Raw genomic sequence first — 19,224 nt, forward strand, 5'->3', positions numbered from 1 at the left:
TTTATTTTACTCAATGACCGACTTCATTTCGAGACAGGTGACTTATGAACAACGGCTGGGACAGCTCGGCGCAAGCATGGATCGATTCCATGGGCGAGCGCGGCGAACGCGGCGATTGGGGACGGCAGCATGTGCTCGATCCCGTGATGATGGCGCGTGTGGGGCAGGGTCGTTTCGGCAACGCGCTTGACGTCGGTTGCGGCGAAGGCCGCTTCTGCCGGATGCTCAGGACCGCTGGCGTAAAGGCTACGGGCATCGACCCGACGAGACAGCTTCTCGAGCTCGCGAGGGAGCGCGACCCTTGTGGCGACTATCGGCTTGGCCGTGCGGAACGGCTCGAGTTCACTGACGCCAGCTTCGATCTCGCGGTCAGCTACATCACGCTGATCGACATTCCCGATTTCCGCGCCGCCATTCGTGAGGTGGCCCGCGTGCTGCGGCCGGGCGGCTCGCTCTTGATGGCCAATCTCACCGGATTCACCTCGGCCTGCGGGGATCGGGGATGGGTGAAGGATGCCGACGGCGAATACCTCCACTACCCCGTCGACAATTATCTCCGTGAATTTCCATTCTGGCTTGAATGGAGCGGCATCCGGATCGAGAACTGGCATCGGCCGCTTGCGGCCTATATGACGGCGTTCCTCGAGGCCGGCCTCGTCCTGAAATTCTTCTCTGAGCCCGAACCAATATCCGGCCAGGCGATCCACCAGGAGCGCGCGCGGCGCGTGCCCTGGTTCGTGGTGATGGAATGGCAGCGGCCTGCCTAGTTGGTCGTCAGCAGATTGACTTTGGTGTTGGCAACGATCAGCCGGTCGGCCAGGATTTGCGCCAGGTTGCGCATGATACGTTCGCCGGCCTTGGGATACTGGTCGCGGAAGCGCTCGAAATCGGCAAGCGGGATTTCGACCGCCGTCGCGGACGCATCCGCGAGCACGTCGGCCGAGCGGTGGCTTTCGAGGAGCGCCATCTCGCCGAAGGCCATGCCGGCGGTCAGCGTCGCGAGCCGAACGCCATCGGGCAGCGTCACGTGAACCACACCGCTCCGGAGGAAAAACAGCGAAGTCGCAGGCTCGCCGGCAGCGACGATCCTCTCGCCGCGGCGGTAGGTTTTGGTGGTGCCGAGCGCAGCAAGCGCCTCGATCTCTGCCTCCGACAACCCCGCGAGCAGCGGCTGCTCGGCAAGTTCGGTGGTGTCGTGGAAGTCGATCGCACCGCCATAGCGGTAGACGACCTGATCCTCCGCCCATTCGATCGCGGCGTCGAGCAGATAGAAATCGCGCAGGTTGGTGATGCCTTCGGTCCATTCGCGCACGATCTTCCAGCCTTCAGACGTGCGCTTGATGCCGGACAGCACCACGGTGACGTGGAAATTCGCGAGCTCCCGAAACTCCTCTGCGATCAAACGGGCGCCGGCGCGGGTCACCGCGGTGACGCGCCTGAGGTCGAAGATCACGAATTGCGGGCGCTGCCGGCTCGCGAGCCTGCGCGAGACATAGTCGACATTGGAGAACGACAGCGTACCGACCAACTCGAACACGTGAACATCGTGATGATGCGCGGCGAGGATGTCGCGTTCATGCAGCCGGCGGCTGCGTCGCGACGGGTTCTTGCCGATGGTGTAGTCGGCGATGATCGCGTTGCGCGCGTCGTCGCTGCGGTCGAGCATGTGCAGATCGTAATGCGACGACAGCGCCTCGCAGACCTTGATGCCGCGCACGCTGTTGCCGTGCTTGTCGAGGCGGGGGGAATAGCTCCCAAGCCCGAGGCGCGCCGGCAGCGAAGCCTGGATGCCGCCGCCGACGCCGCTCTTGGCGGGAATGCCGATGCGGTAGATCCATTCGCCGGCATAGTCGTACATGCCGGACGAGGTCATGACCGACAACGTGCGCGCGATCGCATAAGGCGTCGTGACTTGCACACCGGTCACGGGATTGATGCCGCGGTTGGCCAAGGTCGCCGCCATGATCGCGATGTCGCGCGCCGTCACCAGGATCGCGCATTGGCGGAAATAGACGTCGAGCACTTCGGCGACGTTATTCTTGATCACGGCATTGGTGCGCAGCAGATAGCCGATGGCGCGGTTGCGATCGCCGGTGGCGCTTTCGGACGAATAGACGGCTTCATCGACGTCGAGGTCGCGTCCGGCAAAGCGCGACAGCTCGCGGCGGATGTGCTCGAAGGCGCCGGAACCCTTGGCTTCGTGGACGAGGCCCGAGCATGCGATCGCGCCGGCATTGACCATCGGATTGAAGGGATGGTTCTCGGCGTTGAGCCGGATCGAGTTGAAGGGATCACCGGAGGGTTCAACGCCGATCACGGCCTCGACCCGCGAGGCGCCAAGGCTGTCCAGCGCCAACGCGAACACGAAAGGCTTCGAGATCGATTGGATGGTAAAGGGCACCCTGGTGTCGCCAACCTCGTAGACATGGCCGTCGAGGGTGGCGAGGCTGATGCCGAAATGATCGGGGTCGGCCTTGCTGAGCTCGGGGATGTAGCGCGCGACTTCGCCGCCCGTTTCGGGCAGGAAGTCGGCATGGCAGCGATCGAGAAACCGCAGCAAAGGCGGTTTCGAGCTGGCCCAAGCCGTCGAGGGAGTGGTTGGGAGGTGCGATCCCGGTTTCATGATGCCGGAGTTTTGCCGCGCCACGGCGGCGGGCGCAACCGGCCCGCAAAATCGACGGGGCGGCTGGCGGCCTCAGATCTCGAGGATCGCGACCGCCTGGCCTTCGGCGACCACGTCGTCGAGGGCGACGAGAATGGTCTTCACCTTGCCCGCCGCGGGAGAGGAGACAGGAATTTCCATCTTCATGGCTTCGACAACAGCGACGTCGTCGCCATCGCCAATGCTGGCGCCGGCTGCAACGGGAAGGGCGCACACGCGCCCGGCGACTTCGGTGATCACTCTGATATCTGGCATGCCAATCGGCTTCTTGTTGTGGGCGCACAATGCCTGAGGTAGCTTGTTCTGCAAGTGGAATTTTATTCCGCATAATGGAAAAAGCAGGAAGCGCATGGGACGACGCTCGGAGCGCCTGAGCAGGCAGGGAATGCTCGCCGGTGATCTCGCCGGCGAAGGCGATGTCATTCAGGTCGTATCGCGGGCGTTTGATGTGCTGCGATGCTTCGAGGGCCATGAGGCGCGGCTCGGCAATCTCGAGATCTCCAACCGCTGCGGATTGCCGCGCTCCACGGTGTCGCGGTTGACCCACACGCTGACGCGCATGGGCCAGCTCGTCTATCTGCCGCGCGACCAGAAATACCGGATCGGGCCGAGCGCGGTCGCGATGAGCACGGCGATGATGAAGGGGCTGCAGCTCCGCAACTTGATCAGGCTGCGTCTGCAGGATGTCGCCGAGCACTTGCCCGGCACGGTCGGCTTCGTCATTCCGGACCGCTTCCATCTCGTCTATCTCGAATATGCCCGCTCCGCGAATGCGCTCGGCCTGCATGAGGTGACCGGCAGCCGCATCGCCATGGGCACGACGGCCGCGGGCCATGCCTATACGGCCGCGCTCGCGCCGGAAGTCGGCGACGCGCTGCTCGCGGAGATGGAGCGGGAGATGCCGGAGGCGGCGAAATCGCTGCGCCCGCGCATAGAGGACAATCGCCGCTTCCTGAAAGAACACGGCTACGTCACGGCCTGCGGCCTGTGGAGCCCGCATATCAATGGCTGCGCCGTACCCTTGTGGTCGCCGCAATACCAGACCTTTGTCGTGGTTACGATCGGGCTGCTATCGGCGATGTTTGACGAGAAGCGGTTGCACAGGGAGGTGGCGCCGCAGATGATCGAGTTGGGAGTTGCCGTCGGCGGATTGCTCGAAGGCGCCGAAGGCGATCTCTTTCAAAACCGGCTGGAGCGCAAGGCGCTGCCGGTGCGGGCCAACACCAACGCGATCATCAAGACGGAGGAGACGAATGACCTGGAAGCCCGAACTCGACGAGCTGGCTCGGCGCGAAGCGTTCGCGCGCGAGATGGGCGGCGTTGAGAAGGTTAAGCGGCAACGCGACCAGGGCCGGCTCACCGTCCGCGAACGCATCGACAAGATGGTCGATGCCGATTCATTCCACGAAATCGGCGCCGTCTCCGGCATCGGCGAATACGATGCGCACGGCGAGCTCAAGCACGTGACGCCGGCCAACTGCGTGTTCGGCCGCGCCAAGATCGATGGTCGCACGGTCGTCGTGGTCGGTGATGATTTCACCGTGCGCGGCGGCTCGGCGGATGCGTCGATCTCGGCCAAGCCCTTGATGGCGGAGGAGATGGCGCATGATTTCCACTTGCCGATCATCCGCATCATCGAGGGCTCCGGCGGCGGCGGCTCGGTGAAGACCATCGAGACCAAGGGCGCGGCCAATCTGCCCGGCGGCATCGGCGGCACGCGCTGGTATCGCTACACGACCGAAAATCTGGCGCATGTGCCGGTGGTGGGGCTCGGCCTCGGATCGGTCGCGGGGCTTGGCGCGGCGAGGCTCGCTGCGAGCCACTATTCGATCATGACGCGAAACTCGGCGATGTTCGTGGCGGGACCGCCGGTCGTGAAACGGCTGGGACAGGACCTCACCAAGCAGGAGCTTGGCGGCGCCGACATCCAGACCCGCGCCGGTGGCGTGGACGACGCCGTTGACACCGAGGAAGAGGCGTTCGCGAAGGCGCGGCGCTTCCTGTCGTACCTGCCGTCCTCGGTGTTTGAGCTGCCGCCGACGTTACCCTGCAACGATGATCCGGAACGAAGTGATGATTCGCTGATCAAGGCGGTGCCGCGCAGCCGCCGCCAGGTCTACAAGATGCGCCCCATCATCGAGTCCGTGGTCGACAAGGGCTCGTTCTTCGAGGTGAACAGCAATTTCGGCAAGCCGGTGATCGTGGGCCTGGCACGGCTCGAAGGCCGCGCCGTATTGTTGCTCGCGAGCGACCCGTTCCACTATGGCGGCTCGTGGACTGCGGAAGCCTGCCAGAAGGTGGTGCGCTGGGTCGACTTTGCCGAGATTTTCCATCTGCCGATCGTCTATCTGATGGATTGCCCCGGCTTCATGATCGGGCTCGAGGCCGAGAAGGCGGCAACGATCCGCCACGGCGTGCGCGCGATGGCGGCGGTGAACCAGACCACGGTGCCCTGGTGCACGGTGATCGTGCGCAACTCGTTCGGCGTCGCCGGTGTTGTGCATCAGCCGGCCGACCGGTTCTCGATCCGCTATGCCTGGCCATCGGCCTATTGGGGCTCGCTGCCGCTCGAGGGCGGCATCGAGGCGGCCTATCGCGCGGAGATCGATGCGGCAGACGATCCCGCGGCGAAGTTGAAGGAGATCGAGGATCGCCTCAACAGGCTGCGCTCGCCGTTCCGCTCGGCCGAGAAGTTCTGGGTCGAGGAGATCATCGATCCCAGAAAAACCCGCTCGCTGCTTTGCGAATTCGCGCGCCTCGCCGAGCCCCTGCGCGCGCCGGGGCTTGCGAAGAAGATGACGATCAGGCCATAGCCGGCTTCGACGCCTTCGAGATCGTGATCGCCATCAGCGACGCGATGAGGCAGAGTGCGCCGGCCGCGAAGAAGGCGGGCAGGTAGCTCTCAAGCATCGTACGCGACAGTCCGGCGGCGAAGGCGGCAACGCCTGCGCCGATCTGATGGCCGGCAAAAATCCAGCCGAACACCAGGTTGGCGCGCTCGGCCCCAAAGCGTTGCGCGGTGAGCCGTACTGTCGGCGGCACAGTCGCGACCCAGTCGAGCCCGTAGAACATCGCAAACAGCGACAGCCCGTAGAACGAGAAGTCGCTGAACGGCAGGTACACCAGCGATAGCCCGCGTAGGCCGTAATACCAGAAGAGGAGCCAGCGATTGTCGTAGCGGTCGGACAGCCACCCCGACATGATGGTGCCGAAGAAGTCGAAGATGCCCATCGCGGCGAGCAGGCTTGCGGCCTCGACCTGCGGGATGCCGAAATCCATGCACATCGGGATCAGGTGCACCTGGACCAGCCCGGCGGTGCTCGCGCCGCAGATCGCAAAGGTCAGGAACAGCGCCCAGAACACGGGCGAGGTGGACGCATCGCGCAGGGTGCCGAGCGCGGTGGCGAGGATCGGCGCGTTGCTCGGCGCGGGCGCGGGCTGGGGAGTAGTTCCGTTGTCGCCGAACGGGCGCAAGCCGACATCGCTCGGCCGGTCGCGCATGAGCATCAGGACGGCAAAAGCAGAAACGCCGAGCATGCAGCAAACCAGTCCCAGTGCGATGCGCCAGCCATAGTGCTCGGTGATGCTCGCGAGCAACGGCAGGAAGATCAACTGCCCGGTCGCGACGCTGGCGGTAAGGATGCCGACCACAAGTCCGCGCCGCGCCGCGAACCAGCGCGTGGCAATAGTCGCGCCCAAGACAAGCGCGGTCATGCCGGTGCCGATGCCGATCACGACGCCCCACAACAGCATCAGGTGCCAGACTTTGGTCATCGCGAGCGAGGCGAGGAGCGCGGACACCACGATGAGTTGCGCCGTCAGTGTCACGTTGCGGAGGCCGTAGCGGTTGAGCAGCGCGGCGGCAAAGGGGGCCATCAGCCCGAACAGGATGAAGCGGATCGAGAGCGCGGATGAAATCTCCGCCGTCGTCCAGCCGAACTCGTGTTGCAGCGGCACGATGAACACGCCGGGCGCGCCGACAGTGCCGGCCGAGACCAGCGCGGCGAAGAAGGTCACGGCGACCATCACCCAGCCGTAGTGGATGTTGCGGCGGGATAAAGCTGCCGCGAGCCAGTTCGAGATCATTGCGGGTTCGGGATACCTGATTGGAGGTCTGTTTGCTTTGCTTGACCGTAACATCTTGACATGAGAGGCCTATGGCTGAAATGCCATAGTTCCCTCATTTTAGGACTTGGTCGCGCTAGTGCGCGACGCGCTCGACCGCAATGGCGGTGGCTTCGCCGCCGCCGATGCAGAGCGCCGCCACACCGCGCTTGAGGTTCTTCGCTTCGAGCGCATGCAAGAGCGTCACGATCAGCCGCGCTCCGGTGGCTCCGATGGGATGGCCGAGCGCGCAGGCGCCGCCATTGATATTGAGCTTGTCGCGGGGAATCCCGAGGTCCTTCTGCGCCGCCATGGCGACGACCGCAAACGCCTCGTTGATCTCGAAGAGATCGACATCGCCCACCTTCCAGCCGACCTTGTCGAGCAGCTTGCGGATTGCCGGGATCGGCGCCGTCGTGAACCATTGCGGTTCCTGGCTGTGGGTGGCGTGGCCCTTGATCTCGGCGAGCGAGGGCAGGCCATCGCGATCGGCGAGCGAGCGCTTGGCGAGAATGAGTGCAGCGGCGCCGTCAGCATTCGCGGAGGAGGCCGCGGGCGTGATGGTGCCGTTGGCGCGGAACGCCGGCTTCAGCGACGGGATCTTGCCGGGATCGACCTTCAGCGGATGCTCGTCATTGGCGATGAGCCGCGGACCGGCTTTCTCATTGAGCGTGATCGGCGCGATCTCGGCCTTGAACGCGCCGCCCTCGACCGCCTTTCGTGCGCGCGTCAGCGTCTCCATGGCGTAGGCGTCCTGGTCGGCGCGGGTGAATTGATAGGCCTCTGCCGTCGCCTCGCCGAAATCGCCCATCGAGCGGCCGGTCTCGTAGGCGTCTTCGAGCCCGTCGAGCAGCATGTGGTCGATGATGCGGTCGTGGCCGGCGCGATAGCCGGAGCGGGCCTTGGCGAGCAGATAGGGCGCATTCGACATGCTCTCCATGCCGCCGGAAACCACGATGTTGGCGGAGCCGGCATTGATGATGTCGTGCGCCAGCATGGTCGCCTTCATGCCGGAGCCGCAGACCTTGTTGATGGTGGTGGCGCCAGTGGCGTCGGGGAGACCCGCGCCACGCGCGGCCTGACGGGCGGGCGCTTGGCCCTGACCGGCCGGCAGCACATTGCCCATGAAGACTTCGTCGATCCTCTCGGGCGCGAGCCTGGCACGCTCCAGCGCCGCGCCGATCACATGCGAGCCGAGTTTGTGGGCGCTGAACGGGGTGAGCTCACCCATAAAACGGCCCAGCGGCGTACGGGCGGCGGACAGGATGACGACGGGATCGGAGGTTGCGGCCACGGCGGAACTCCTTTGGAATTTCGAGTCAATTTGGCATGATGAAGATCATATGATGCGCTGCAAAAAATGCAACGCCAGCCGCTCATGACAAATTGTCGTGGTCACATGACATGAAATGAGCCCAGTCGCGCAGCGAAAACATAGGTGTCATCATCCGCGAACGCGGATGATCCAGTAAACACCGGTGATTACTGGATGCCCCGCTTTCGCGGGGCATGACAGTCAACGCTTTACCGTTTCCGGTCGATAAAACCCTGCATCAGGCGTTTCGGCTCGTCGGTGAGGAACGACTTCCCGAACACGCCGACGCTGAGATCGATCGACTCGGTCAGCGGCAATTCCTCCCATTGGCGCAGCAGCGCCTTCTGCGCGCGCAGCGCCTCGGGCCCGCATTCGAGCAGCGCCTCGATGACGTGCTCGACCGCGGCGTCGAGTCCGCCAGGCTGTGCCACGACGTCGATCAGCCCCCAGGAGAGCGCGGTCGGCGCGTCGATGTTTTCCGCGGTCATGACGAGCCAGCGGGCGCGGCCCCAGCCCACCAGCCGCGGCAGCAGCGCGGCGTGGATCACCGAGGGAATGCCGACCCGCACCTCCGGCATGCCGAATTTGGCATCGTGGGCGGCGACCCGGAAGTCGCAGGCAGCGGCGACCTCGAGCCCGCCGCCAAGGCACCAGCCCGGCATCCGCGCGATCACCGGCGCCGGGAAGGCGCGGACGGCCTCGCAGAGATCGCGCAGGCGGGAGATGAAGGCTTCAGCTGATTTTTGATCCAGCGTCGCCATCTCCTTGATGTCGGCGCCGCCGATCATGCTCTTCTCGCTCTGGCCCGCCAACGCCAGGACGCGAATGGTGCGGTCGGACGCCAGCTTCTCAAGTCCCTCGCTGACGCCGTTGATCACGGCCGAGCCCAGGATGTTGAGCGAGCCGCCGTTACAGATCGAAAGCCGGACGACGCCGCGAGAATCGCGATCGACGCCGCAGTAGTGGTTCAGCATGTCCATGGGGCTATTCTCGCAACACGACGGGCCGGAACCCTACTTCCACGGGGGCGTACGTCCTTGTCAAGCGGCGTACCAAACCGTTGCGTGAAGCCGATTTAAGGAAATAAGGGCAGCAATTGCTGCCAAATGCTGCTATTATATGACTGTAGACATTTCATAGGACGACTTATGCGCTATTCGAAGGAGCACAAGCAGGAAACTCACGCGCGGATTGTGCGGAAGGCTTCGGTGCGGCTGCGCGAGAAGGGCGCCCACGGCATCGGCGTTGCCGACCTGATGAAGGAGGCGGGCCTGACCCATGGCGGCTTCTACGCCCATTTCGATTCGCGCGAGGCGCTGGTGATCGAGGCCTTCAACTACGCCATGGACCGCTCGATGGAGCACTGGCGCAAGACGATCGAAGAGACGCCGCCCGACAAACGGCTTGCAATCATCGTCGATTCCTACCTGACCACGCTGCATCGAGACGATCCGGGCCGTGGCTGCGCGGTTCCCACGTTGGGTCCCGAAATCGCCCGCGAAGGCCCGAAGACCCGCAAGGCGTTTGCGACCAAGCTCGAGCAGATGATCGAGATGATCGCGGACCAGATTCCGGATGTGCCGCGCAAGGCTGCGCGCCGGCAGGCGGCATCGGCGCTCGCGACCATGATGGGAACGCTGGTGCTGTCGCGGATCGCGGGCAACGGCGAGTTTTCCGAGGAGATTCTCTCCGCCGGGCGCGAGGCTGTGCTCGGCCGACCTGCGGCAGGCAAGACGGTCGCGAAGAAGCCCCGCGCGAAGCCGCACTAGCAGCAGGATATCTCGCTCGTCATGCGCGGGCTTGACCCGCGCATCCATCATCTTCGCAAGAGTCTTCTCTTGAAGGATGGATGGCCGGGTCAAGCCCGGCCACGACGAAAGGAGAACTTCAAGCCCGGTTGAACAGCGCCCGCTCGCGTTCCACCGTCTCGTAGATGTAATCGGCGACCGCGCGGATCCGGGCGAGATCCTTGCTGTCGGCATGCATCAACAGCCAGAAGGTGCGTGAGATCGAGACCTCGTCCGGCAACACGGGAATCAGCTCGCGGTGCGCGGTGGCCATGAAATGCGGGAGCACGGCGATGCCAAAGCCCGTCAGCGTCGCATTGAGCTGCGCGATCAGATTGGCGCTGCGGAATTTTGCCGAGATCTTTGGCGACACCTGCGGCAGGTAGTCGAGTTCCGGCGTGAACAATAGCTCCTCGATATAGCCGACGAAGCGATGGTTCCTGAGGTCGTGGCGGCCCGTTACGGCGGGCGCGCGGTCGAGATAGGTTGCCGTTGCAAAGAGCCCGAGGCTGTAGTCCAGAAGCTTGCGTCCGACGATCCGGCCTTCCTTGGGCATGGTGAGGCTGATGGCAATGTCGGCCTCGCGTTTGGAAAGGCTGAACAGCCGCGCCGTCGCCACCAATTGCAGATCGAGATCGGGATACCGCTCGTTGAAAGCGACCAGACGCGAGGCCAGGAAATGGCTGCCAAAGCCGTCGGGCGCACCAATGCGCACCGTGCCGGTCAGATGAGCGCGCGAGCCGCCGACGGCTTCCTGGTTGGCGACGATGGCGGACTCCATGGCTTCCGCACTGTCTGCCACGCGTTGGCCGGCTTCGGTCAGGAGGTAACCGCTCTTGCGCCGGTCGAACAGCTTCGCCGAAAGATGATGCTCGAGGCGGTCGACACGACGGATCACTGTGGCATGATCGCAGCCGAGCTGTTTTGCGGCAGCGGAGACCGATCCGCCGCGCACGATGGCGAGCACAAAGCGGAAGTCATCCCAATCGATCGCGCCGCCTTGATCCTGCATTTCCGCACATCTATGGTGCAATATCTCGGACTTGTATCCCAAGAAATGCAGGTCAAAAAGGGCTTAAAGCGATCCAGCCGGGATAGGGAGGTTATTCATGCGCTCAATCGGACATTTCATCGGCGGCAAGCACGTGAACGGTGCGTCGGGCCGCACAGCCGACGTTTTCCAGCCGATGACCGGCGACGTTCAGGCCAAGGTGGCGCTGGCGTCCAAGGCCGAGGTTCGCGCCGCGGTCGAGAACGCCAAGGCGGCGCAGCCGGAATGGGCGGCCACCAATCCGCAGCGGCGGGTTCGCGTCTTGATGAAGTTTTTGGAATTGGTGGCGCGCGACAATGACGCGCTCGCCGAATTGCTGGCGCGTGAGCACGGCAAGACCCTTCCTGACGCCAAGGGCGACATTCTGCGCGGCGTCGAGGTCGTCGAGTTCGCGCTTGGCATTCCCCAGCTCATGAAGGGTGAGTTCACCGAAGGCGCCGGCCCCGGGATCGACCTCTATTCGATGCGCCAGCCGCTCGGCGTCGTTGCCGGCATCACGCCATTCAACTTCCCGGCGATGATCCCGATGTGGAAATTCGCGCCCGCGATCGCCTGCGGCAATGCCTTCATCCTGAAGCCCTCCGAGCGCGATCCCGGCGTGCCGATGAAGCTCGCCGAGCTGATGCTGGAGGCGGGGCTGCCGCCAGGCATCCTCAATGTCGTCAACGGCGATAAGGAGGCGGTCGACGCCATTCTCGATGACCCCGACATCTCGGCCGTCGGCTTTGTCGGCTCCTCCTCGATCGCGCAATACATCTACGGGCGGGCGGCCGCGAACGGCAAGCGCGTGCAGTGCTTCGGCGGCGCCAAGAACCATCTGATCATCATGCCCGACGCCGACATGGACCAGACCGTCGATGCGCTGGTCGGCTCAGGATATGGTGCAGCGGGCGAGCGCTGCATGGCGGTTTCGGTCGCGGTCCCCGTCGGCAAGACCACCGCCGACCGCTTGATGGAAAAGCTCGTCCCGCGCGTCGAGAACCTCAAGATCGGCCCGTCGCTCGATGCGAGCGCTGATTTCGGACCGCTTGTGACCCGCGAGGCCTTGCAACGGGTCAAGAACTACGTCGACATCGGTGTCAAGGAAGGCGCTACGCTCGCCGTCGACGGCCGCAGCTTCAAGATGCAGGGCTATGAAAACGGCTTCTACATGGGCGGCTGCCTGTTCGACAACGTGACCAAGGACATGCGGATCTACAAGGAAGAGATCTTTGGTCCCGTGCTGAGTGTGGTGCGTGCGCACGACTACAAGGAAGCGCTGGCGCTGCCGTCGGAGCACGAATATGGCAATGGCGTCGCGATCTTCACGCGGGACGGCGATGCGGCGCGCGACTTTGCCAACCGCGTCAATGTCGGCATGGTCGGCGTCAACGTGCCGATTCCGGTGCCGGTCGCCTACTACACCTTCGGCGGCTGGAAGCGTTCGGGCTTCGGCGATCTCAATCAATACGGGCCGGATTCGATCCGCTTCTACACCAAGACCAAGACGGTCACCGCGCGCTGGCCGTCCGGCATCAAGGACGGCGCCGACTTCGCCATGCCGATGATGAATTGACCGGCGCGAGCCCCGTCATTGCGAGCGCAGCGAAGCAATCCATAAAGCCCCCGCGGGGAAAGTCTGGATTGCTTCGTCCGCTTCGCTCCTCGCAATGACGGCGCGGGCGGTTTAAGGGTGGCTATCTGACGCATGCAGTTCACGCTCAACGAGGACCAGATTGCGGTTCGCGACATGGCGCGGGATTTCGCCGCGGAGAAGATCGCGCCGCATGCGCTGCGTTGGGACGAAGAGAAGCATTTTCCGGTCGAGGTAATGCGCGAGGCCGCCAAGCTCGGGATCGGCGGCATCTATATCCGCGACGACGTCGGCGGCTCCGCACTTTCGCGCTTCGATGCGGCGCTGATCTTCGAGGCGCTGGCGTTGGGCTGTCCGACGGTGTCGGCCTTCATCTCCATCCACAACATGGCGTCCTGGATGATCGATGCCTTCGGCAACGACACCCAGCGCCGGAAGTGGCTGCCGAAGCTCTGCACCATGGAGCTGATCGCAAGCTACTGCCTGACCGAGCCCAACTCCGGATCGGATGCGGCGGCGCTGCGCACCCGCGCGGTGCGCGACGGCGACCATTATGTGCTGAACGGGCAGAAGCAGTTCATCTCCGGCGCCGGAGCCGGCGGCGGCGACCTCTATGTCGTGATGGTCAGGACCGGCGGCGAGGGGCCGGGTGGCATCTCGACGCTGGTGGTCGAGGGTGACACGGCAGGGCTCTCGTTCGGCGCCAATGAGCGCAAGATGGGCTGGAACGCGCAGCCGACCCGCGCGGTGATGTTCGAGAATGCGCGCGTGCCGGTCGCCAATCGGCTCGGCGATGAAGGCATCGGTTTCAAGATCGCGATGGCCGGGCTCGACGGCGGGCGGCTCAACATCGCAGCGTGTTCTCTTGGTGGGGCACAATCTGCGCTCGACAAGGCGCTCGCCTACATGAAAGAGCGCAAGGCTTTCGGCAAGCGCCTTGACGAATTCCAGGCGTTGCAGTTCCGGATTGCCGACATGGCGACAGAACTCGAGGCGGCGCGGACCTTCCTGTGGCGTGCGGCGGCGGCGCTCGACCGCAAGGATCCCGATGCCTCCACGCTGTGCGCCATGGCAAAACGCTTCGGCACCGATGTCGGCTTTGAGGTCGCCAACCAGGCGCTCCAGCTCCATGGCGGCTACGGCTATTTGAGTGAATACGGCATCGAGAAGATCGTGCGCGATTTGCGCGTGCATCAGATCCTCGAAGGCACCAACGAGATCATGCGGTTGATCGTGGCGCGCAAGTTGATCGAGGGCGCGCAATGACGGATGTCGCGACCGAGCCGGACCTGATCGCGCGGCGCGAAGGCGCGGCCGGAATCATCCGGCTCAACCGGCCGAAGGCCCTCAATGCAATCACGCTGGAGATGTTCCGCGACATCGACAAGGCGCTCGATGCATTCGAGGCCGATCCGGAGATCGCGGTGATCGTGCTGGAAGGCGCGGGCGAACGCGGCCTCTGCGCCGGTGGCGACATCCGCGCGCTTTGGGAGAGCTCGAAGGTTTCGGGCGATCTCGGCAAAGTGCTGTGGCGCGAGGAGTACATTCTCAACGCCCGCATCAAGAAATTTCCAAAGCCCTATGTCGCCTTCATGGACGGCATCGTGATGGGCGGCGGCGTCGGACTGTCCGCCCATTCGAGCCACCGCGTCGTCACCGAGCGGACCAGGCTCGCAATGCCTGAAGTGGGGCTTGGTTTCTTCCCCGATGTCGGCGGCACGTATCTATTGTCGCACTCGCCCGGCGAGGTCGGCACCTATTTTGGCCTGACTGGTCAGACCATGAATGGGCCGGACGCGATCTACGCGCGATTTGCCGATGCGGTGGTGACGTCGGTAAGATTGCCGGCCTTGCGCGAAGCGCTGACGAAGGTTCGCCCGGGCACGATGTCGAATGAGATCAGGACGCTGATCAATGGTTTTGCCACTGGCGAAAAGTCGGGGCCGGTGGCTGCGAAGCAATCGCAGATCGACGCCTGGTTCGCCCACGACCGCATGGAAGGCATCGTCGCCGCGCTTCGGCGTGACGGCTCGGAGCTGGCGCAATCGACCCTGAAGACGCTTGGAGAAAAGTCGCCGCGCGGCATGGTGGTGACGTTGAAGCTTTTGCGGCTGGCGCGGCAAACATCCTCGCTGGAAGAATGCCTGGTGAGGGAATATCGTGCGGCGCTCGAAGTGTTCCGCAGCGACGATTTCCGCGAAGGCGTGCGTGCGGCCGTGATCGACAAGGACCGTAACCCGAAATGGTCGCCGCCGACAATTGAAGACGTGACGCCGGCAATGGTCGCGCCGTACTTCGCCGAGATCGGCGCGGACGAATTGAAATTCCCTTGAGAGAAACGGAACGGCCCAGCGGAGGAGATTCACATGGCAACGATCGCATTCATCGGCCTCGGCAATATGGGCGGCCCCATGGCGGCCAATCTGGTGAAGGCCGGCCACAAGGTGGTAGCCTTCGACCTGGTCGCGGCTTCGCGCGATCAGGCCAAGCGCGATGGCGCTGAAATTGCCGCTAGCTCGGTCGCGTCGGTGAAAGGCGCGGAGGTCGTGATTACCATGCTGCCCGCGGGCAAGCACGTGCTCTCGGTCTGGAACGAGGTGGTGCCTGCGATGAGCAAGGGCGCGCTGATCATCGATTGCTCGACCATCGATGTCGAGAGCGCCAAGCAGGCGCATGCGCTGGCCGCCAAGCACGGGGTCGGTTCCGTCGACGCACCGGTCTCGGGCGGCACCGGCGGCGCCAAGGGTGCGACGCTGACCTTTATGTGCGGCGGCGAGGAGAAGGCGTTTGCAACCGCAAGGCCCGTGCTGGAGAAGATGGGCAAGAAGATCGTGCATTGCGGCGGCGCGGGCGCGGGGCAGGGCGTCAAGATCTGCAACAACATGGTGCTCGCCGTTTCCATGATCGCGGTCAGCGAAGCCTTTGCGCTCGCCGAAAAGCTCGGGCTGTCGCATCAGGCGGTGTTCGACGTGGTTTCGACCTCGTCGGGGCAGTGCTGGGCGCTGACCTCCTATTGCCCGGTGCCGGGGCCGGTGCCGACCTCGCCGGCCAACAACGACTACAAGCCTGGCTTTGCCTCGGCGCTGATGGTCAAGGATTTGACGCTGGCGCAGGATGCCGCGAAGGCCGCCGGCGCCGCCACGCCGCTCGGCAAACAGGCGCAGGAAATTTACAAGGCGTTCGACGCGGCCGGGAACGGCGGCGTGGACTTTTCCGGAATTATCCAGCACGTTAGGAGCCTTGCCGGGAAAACACCATGACGACCTTTCAGGAAGCACGTGCCTTTCTTCTGAAACATCGCACCGACTACGACGCGGCGGTCAAGGGATTCCGCTGGCCCGATCCTGTTCCCTTCAACTGGGCGCTCGACTGGTTCGATGCGGGACTGGCGCGTGATCCCGATAGCCGGGATCGCACCGCGCTCTGGATCGTCGATACCGCCCAAGAGCGGGAGACCAAGCTTTCCTTTGCGACGCTTTCGCGGCGTTCCAACCAGGTTGCGAACTTCCTGCGCGCGCAGGGCTTGAAGCGCGGCGATCATCTCCTGCTGCTGCTCGGCAATGTCGTGCCGCTCTGGGAGACCATGCTGGCGGCGATGAAGCTCGGCGTGGTCGTCATTCCTGCGACCACGCTGCTGACGGGCGATGAATTGCAGGACCGGCTCGACCGCGGCCGGGCGCGGGTGGTGGTGGCGACCCAGGACCAGGTCGGCAAATTCGCGAAGCTGCGTGCCGACAATCTCATCCGCATCGTCGTGGGCGCGAGCGCGAAGGTCGAGGGCTGGCTGCCGTTCGAGCAGTCAGCGGAGGCTTCGGAAAGCTTCGCGCCCGACGCCCCGACCGAGGCCAACGACCCGATGCTGCTCTATTTCACCTCGGGCACCACGGCGAAGCCGAAGCTCGTGCGGCACAGCATGCGCAGCTATCCCGTTGGCGCGCTGTCGACGATGTACTGGCTCGGGCTGCAGCCGGGCGACGTGCATCTCAACATTTCCTCGCCGGGTTGGGCCAAGCACGCCTGGAGCTGCTTCTTCGCGCCCTGGAATGCCGGCGCGACGATCTTTATCGCCAACCAGCCGCGCTTTGAGGCCAAGCAACTGCTCGCCACCATCGGCCGCTGCGGCGTCACCACGCTCTGCGCGCCGCCGACGGTGTGGCGGCTGTTCATCCAGGAACGGCTCGCCGACTTCAAGGTCTCGCTTCGCGAGGTCTGTGGCGCCGGCGAGCCGCTCAATCCCGAGGTGATCGATCAGGTCCGCACCGCCTGGGGGCTGACCATCCGCGACGGCTACGGCCAGACCGAAACCACGGCGCTTGCCGGCAACTCGCCGGGTCAGAAGGTCAAGGTCGGCTCGATGGGCCGGCCAATGCCGGGCTATCGCGTCGAGGTCAGGGATGCCGACGGCCACACGGCCAAGGAGGGCGAGGTGACGCTGGTGCTCGGCGCCGATCGTCCGGCTGGCCTGATGCAGGGCTATCAAACCGAGGACGGCAAGCTCACGGGCGCCGACGGCGATCACTATCGCAGCGGTGACGTGGTGTTCGTCGATGACGAAAACTATTTCACCTTTGTCGGCCGCTCCGACGACGTCTTCAAATCCTCCGACTATCGTATCAGCCCGTTCGAGCTGGAAAGCGTGCTGATCGAGCATGAGATGGTCGCGGAAGCCGCGGTCGTGCCGTGCCCGGATCCGATCCGGCTCGCCATTCCGAAGGCCTATGTGCTGTTGACATCGGGCGCCGAGCGGACGCCGGAAACGGCGCTATCGATCTTCAAGCACCTGCACACGCGCCTTGCGCCGTTCAAACGCATCCGCAAGATCGAGCTCGTCACCGAGCTGCCGAAAACCATTTCGGGAAAGATCCGTCGCGTCCAGTTGCGCCGCCTGGAGCATGAGAACGATCGGCAGAACGCGCTGCGCGGCAAGGAGTTCCGCGAGGAGGAGTTTCCGGAGCTGCAGAAGCTGCGGCCGGCGGGAACGGAGCACTAAGGGAATGAATGAAGTCTGGAAGAAGCCGCCGGTTTCGCTTGCAACCTATCAGGCGATGGTGGGCAAGGAAGTCGGCGTCTCCGCCTGGCATTTGGTCGATCAGAACCGTATCAACGTCTATGCCGACGTGATCGAGGACCACCAGTTCATCCATGTCGATCCTGAAAGGGCCAGGCGCGAAACCGCGTTTGGCTCGACGGTCGCGCACGGCTTTCTCACGATGTCCTTGATGAGCATCATGTCCTATGAGGTGATGCCGGTCATCGAGGGCACGACCATGGGCGTCAATTACGGTTTCGACAAGCTCCGCTTCATCTCGCCGGTGAAAGCGGGCAAGCGCGTGCGCGGCCGCTTCGTGCTGGCGGAAGCCAAGCTCCGCAAGCCGACGGAGTTGCTGTCGCGCACCAATGTCACCGTCGAGATCGAAGGTGAGGACAAGCCCGCGCTGGTCGCCGACTGGATCGGGCTGATTTATTTCGCTTAGTGTACCCTCTCCCCTTGTGGGAGAGGGTGCCTCGCGAAGCGAGGCGGGTGAGGGGTTCTCTCCGCGAGCTCATCTGTGGAGAGAACCCCTCATCCGGCGCGCTGTGCGCGCCACCTTCTCCCACAAGGGGAGAAGGAAGAGAAGACAGGGAACTGTGCGCATGACAATCAGGTTTGACGGACGCGTCGCCATCGTGACCGGCGCGGGCAATGGTCTCGGGCGCGCCCACGCGCTGGGCCTCGCAAGGCGCGGCGCCAAGGTCGTGGTCAACGATTTTGGCGGCGCGCGCGACGGTACCGGTAGCTCGCTATCGCCGGCGGAAGCGGTGGTCGAGGAAATCCGCAAGGCCGGCGGCACGGCGATCGCTGACGGCGCCGATGTCTCGAACTTCTCCCAGGTGCAGGCGATGATCGCGCGCGCGACCAGGGAATGGGGCAGCGTCGATCTGCTCTGCGCCAATGCCGGCATTCTGCGCGACAAGTCATTTGGCAAGATGGAAGCCGCCGATTTCGCCAAGGTGCTGGACGTGCATCTGACCGGCTCGTTCTACTGCTGCAAGGCGGTGTGGGACGGCATGCGCGAGCGCAACTACGGCCGCATCGTGCTGACGACCTCTTCGTCCGGCCTCTACGGCAATTTCGGCCAGGCCAACTATGGCGCGGCGAAGTCCGGCATGGTCGGCCTGATGAACGTTCTCGCAGAGGAAGGACGTAAATACAACATCCGCGTCAACACGATCTCGCCGACCGCGGCAACGCGCATGACAGAAGAATTGCTGCCGCCGCAGGCGCTGCAATTGATGAGGCCCGAGGCGATCACGCCGGCGGTGGAATATCTCCTGAGTGAAGACGCGCCGACCCGCACCATCATCGGTGCAGGCGCCGGCTCGTTCGCGCTGATCCAGCTCATCGAGAGCGAAGGCATCAACCTGCCGCAGTCGGAATGGACGCCGGATGCAATCGCCGCGCACTTCGCCGAGATCAGCGACATGTCGAAGGCGAAGGCGCTGGAAGGAGCGTTTCAGCAAACCCAGAAATATGTCGGCCAGGCCGCGGCCCGCGCGGGCGTGAAGCTTTAGTTCGATGCACCAGCGTCATAACCAACTCCGTCGTCATGGCCGGGCTTGACCCACGGCTGTCCGGTTTAATTTTGGTGGACATGGCGCATGGCGTGGATTCTTCTGCGGTCTTGAGCATCGCCAAATGTTCGAGACACACAAGGAAGATCCCGCCATGCGCCACCACAATACAGTAATTCA

16 protein-coding genes and 1 pseudogene are annotated in these 19,224 nt (G+C 64.1%); 11 read left to right on the plus strand and 6 right to left on the minus strand.

What is annotated here, in order from left to right; translation table 11 throughout:
- Positions 1–44: 44 nt before the first annotated feature.
- On the plus strand, positions 45–767 hold the full coding sequence (locus VKR55_RS15230) for a class I SAM-dependent methyltransferase (protein ID WP_324404723.1): 723 nt from the start codon (positions 45–47) through the stop codon (positions 765–767).
- Here VKR55_RS15230 and glsA read toward each other — a convergent pair.
- The gene (gene glsA / locus VKR55_RS15235) at positions 764–2,623 is read right to left on the minus strand and encodes a glutaminase A (protein WP_324404724.1); all 1,860 of its coding nucleotides are present in this window, start codon (positions 2,621–2,623) and stop codon (positions 764–766) included. The genes VKR55_RS15230 and glsA overlap by 4 nt on opposite strands.
- Before the next feature lie 72 nt (positions 2,624–2,695).
- Positions 2,696–2,917: an acyl-CoA carboxylase biotin carboxyl carrier protein subunit gene (locus VKR55_RS15240; protein WP_324404745.1), complete on the minus strand. Its 222-nt coding sequence runs from the start codon at positions 2,915–2,917 to the stop codon at positions 2,696–2,698.
- Positions 2,918–3,011: 94 nt separating this feature from the next.
- Between VKR55_RS15240 and VKR55_RS15245 the strand changes: the two genes are divergently transcribed.
- Entirely contained in the window at positions 3,012–3,986 is a 975-nt protein-coding gene (locus VKR55_RS15245) for an IclR family transcriptional regulator (RefSeq protein WP_324404725.1), read from the plus strand.
- The gene (locus VKR55_RS15250; protein WP_324404726.1) at positions 3,916–5,475 is read left to right on the plus strand and encodes an acyl-CoA carboxylase subunit beta; all 1,560 of its coding nucleotides are present in this window, start codon (positions 3,916–3,918) and stop codon (positions 5,473–5,475) included. The genes VKR55_RS15245 and VKR55_RS15250 overlap by 71 nt, the downstream gene beginning before the upstream one ends.
- Here VKR55_RS15250 and VKR55_RS15255 read toward each other — a convergent pair.
- From VKR55_RS15255 to VKR55_RS15265, 3 genes are all read right to left on the minus strand, one after another.
- Positions 5,465–6,748 carry an MFS transporter gene (locus VKR55_RS15255; protein WP_324404727.1) on the minus strand — a complete coding sequence of 428 codons (1,284 nt, stop codon included), beginning with the start codon at positions 6,746–6,748 and terminating at the stop codon, positions 5,465–5,467. The genes VKR55_RS15250 and VKR55_RS15255 overlap by 11 nt on opposite strands.
- Before the next feature lie 115 nt (positions 6,749–6,863).
- Positions 6,864–8,060 (minus strand): acetyl-CoA C-acyltransferase, encoded by a 1,197-nt coding sequence (locus VKR55_RS15260; RefSeq protein WP_324404728.1) that lies wholly within the window; start codon positions 8,058–8,060, stop codon positions 6,864–6,866.
- A 230-nt stretch (positions 8,061–8,290) separates the two neighbouring features.
- Entirely contained in the window at positions 8,291–9,061 is a 771-nt protein-coding gene (locus VKR55_RS15265; protein WP_324404729.1) for an enoyl-CoA hydratase, read from the minus strand.
- Positions 9,062–9,229: 168 nt separating this feature from the next.
- Here VKR55_RS15265 and VKR55_RS15270 point away from each other — a divergent pair, with 168 nt between their 5' ends.
- Positions 9,230–9,850: a TetR/AcrR family transcriptional regulator gene (locus VKR55_RS15270; RefSeq protein ID WP_324404730.1), complete on the plus strand. Its 621-nt coding sequence runs from the start codon at positions 9,230–9,232 to the stop codon at positions 9,848–9,850.
- A 118-nt stretch (positions 9,851–9,968) separates the two neighbouring features.
- Here the strand turns inward: VKR55_RS15270 and VKR55_RS15275 are convergent, their stop codons facing one another.
- Entirely contained in the window at positions 9,969–10,880 is a 912-nt protein-coding gene (locus VKR55_RS15275) for a LysR family transcriptional regulator (protein WP_324404731.1), read from the minus strand.
- 97 nt (positions 10,881–10,977) lie between these two features.
- Between VKR55_RS15275 and VKR55_RS15280 the strand changes: the two genes are divergently transcribed.
- The 7 genes and pseudogenes from VKR55_RS15280 (at position 10,978) to VKR55_RS15310 (ending at position 19,044) form a co-directional block, all read left to right on the plus strand.
- Positions 10,978–12,474, plus strand: a complete 1,497-nt coding sequence (locus VKR55_RS15280; protein WP_324404732.1) for a CoA-acylating methylmalonate-semialdehyde dehydrogenase — start codon at positions 10,978–10,980, stop codon at positions 12,472–12,474.
- Between the two features lie 132 nt (positions 12,475–12,606).
- The gene (locus VKR55_RS15285) at positions 12,607–13,758 is read left to right on the plus strand and encodes an isobutyryl-CoA dehydrogenase (RefSeq protein ID WP_324404733.1); all 1,152 of its coding nucleotides are present in this window, start codon (positions 12,607–12,609) and stop codon (positions 13,756–13,758) included.
- The gene (locus VKR55_RS15290) at positions 13,755–14,825 is read left to right on the plus strand and encodes an enoyl-CoA hydratase/isomerase family protein (RefSeq protein WP_324404734.1); all 1,071 of its coding nucleotides are present in this window, start codon (positions 13,755–13,757) and stop codon (positions 14,823–14,825) included. Before VKR55_RS15285 ends, VKR55_RS15290 begins: the two co-directional genes overlap by 4 nt.
- Positions 14,826–14,849: 24 nt before the next feature.
- Positions 14,850–15,752, plus strand: a pseudogene (mmsB, locus tag VKR55_RS15295) (3-hydroxyisobutyrate dehydrogenase); the annotation flags it as partial.
- Positions 15,749–17,482: an AMP-binding protein gene (locus VKR55_RS15300; RefSeq protein WP_324404735.1), complete on the plus strand. Its 1,734-nt coding sequence runs from the start codon at positions 15,749–15,751 to the stop codon at positions 17,480–17,482. The pseudogene mmsB and the gene VKR55_RS15300, both read left to right, overlap by 4 nt.
- Before the next feature lie 4 nt (positions 17,483–17,486).
- Complete coding sequence (locus VKR55_RS15305; RefSeq protein WP_324404736.1) at positions 17,487–17,966, plus strand: MaoC family dehydratase; 480 nt, start codon at positions 17,487–17,489, stop codon at positions 17,964–17,966.
- Positions 17,967–18,126: 160 nt separating this feature from the next.
- On the plus strand, positions 18,127–19,044 hold the full coding sequence (locus VKR55_RS15310; protein WP_324404737.1) for an SDR family NAD(P)-dependent oxidoreductase: 918 nt from the start codon (positions 18,127–18,129) through the stop codon (positions 19,042–19,044).
- The last annotated feature ends 180 nt before the right edge of the window (positions 19,045–19,224 follow it).

The sequence above is a fragment of the Bradyrhizobium sp. genome, assembly GCF_035309285.1.
In the GTDB taxonomy this organism is placed as follows: Bacteria; Pseudomonadota; Alphaproteobacteria; order Rhizobiales; family Xanthobacteraceae; genus Bradyrhizobium.

What these genes read in the sequence shown, in the direction of transcription:
- VKR55_RS15230 (WP_324404723.1), top strand. Translation starts at nt 45, where the DNA reads ATGAACAACGGCTGGGACAGCTCGGCGCAAGCATGGATCGATTCCATG.
- glsA (WP_324404724.1), bottom strand. Translation starts at nt 2,623, where the DNA reads ATGAAACCGGGATCGCACCTCCCAACCACTCCCTCGACGGCTTGGGCC.
- VKR55_RS15240 (WP_324404745.1), bottom strand. Translation starts at nt 2,917, where the DNA reads ATGCCAGATATCAGAGTGATCACCGAAGTCGCCGGGCGCGTGTGCGCC.
- VKR55_RS15245 (WP_324404725.1), top strand. Translation starts at nt 3,012, where the DNA reads ATGGGACGACGCTCGGAGCGCCTGAGCAGGCAGGGAATGCTCGCCGGT.
- VKR55_RS15250 (WP_324404726.1), top strand. Translation starts at nt 3,916, where the DNA reads ATGACCTGGAAGCCCGAACTCGACGAGCTGGCTCGGCGCGAAGCGTTC.
- VKR55_RS15255 (WP_324404727.1), bottom strand. Translation starts at nt 6,748, where the DNA reads ATGATCTCGAACTGGCTCGCGGCAGCTTTATCCCGCCGCAACATCCAC.
- VKR55_RS15265 (WP_324404729.1), bottom strand. Translation starts at nt 9,061, where the DNA reads ATGGACATGCTGAACCACTACTGCGGCGTCGATCGCGATTCTCGCGGC.
- VKR55_RS15270 (WP_324404730.1), top strand. Translation starts at nt 9,230, where the DNA reads ATGCGCTATTCGAAGGAGCACAAGCAGGAAACTCACGCGCGGATTGTG.
- VKR55_RS15275 (WP_324404731.1), bottom strand. Translation starts at nt 10,880, where the DNA reads ATGCAGGATCAAGGCGGCGCGATCGATTGGGATGACTTCCGCTTTGTG.
- VKR55_RS15280 (WP_324404732.1), top strand. Translation starts at nt 10,978, where the DNA reads ATGCGCTCAATCGGACATTTCATCGGCGGCAAGCACGTGAACGGTGCG.
- VKR55_RS15285 (WP_324404733.1), top strand. Translation starts at nt 12,607, where the DNA reads ATGCAGTTCACGCTCAACGAGGACCAGATTGCGGTTCGCGACATGGCG.
- VKR55_RS15290 (WP_324404734.1), top strand. Translation starts at nt 13,755, where the DNA reads ATGACGGATGTCGCGACCGAGCCGGACCTGATCGCGCGGCGCGAAGGC.
- VKR55_RS15300 (WP_324404735.1), top strand. Translation starts at nt 15,749, where the DNA reads ATGACGACCTTTCAGGAAGCACGTGCCTTTCTTCTGAAACATCGCACC.
- VKR55_RS15305 (WP_324404736.1), top strand. Translation starts at nt 17,487, where the DNA reads ATGAATGAAGTCTGGAAGAAGCCGCCGGTTTCGCTTGCAACCTATCAG.
- VKR55_RS15310 (WP_324404737.1), top strand. Translation starts at nt 18,127, where the DNA reads ATGACAATCAGGTTTGACGGACGCGTCGCCATCGTGACCGGCGCGGGC.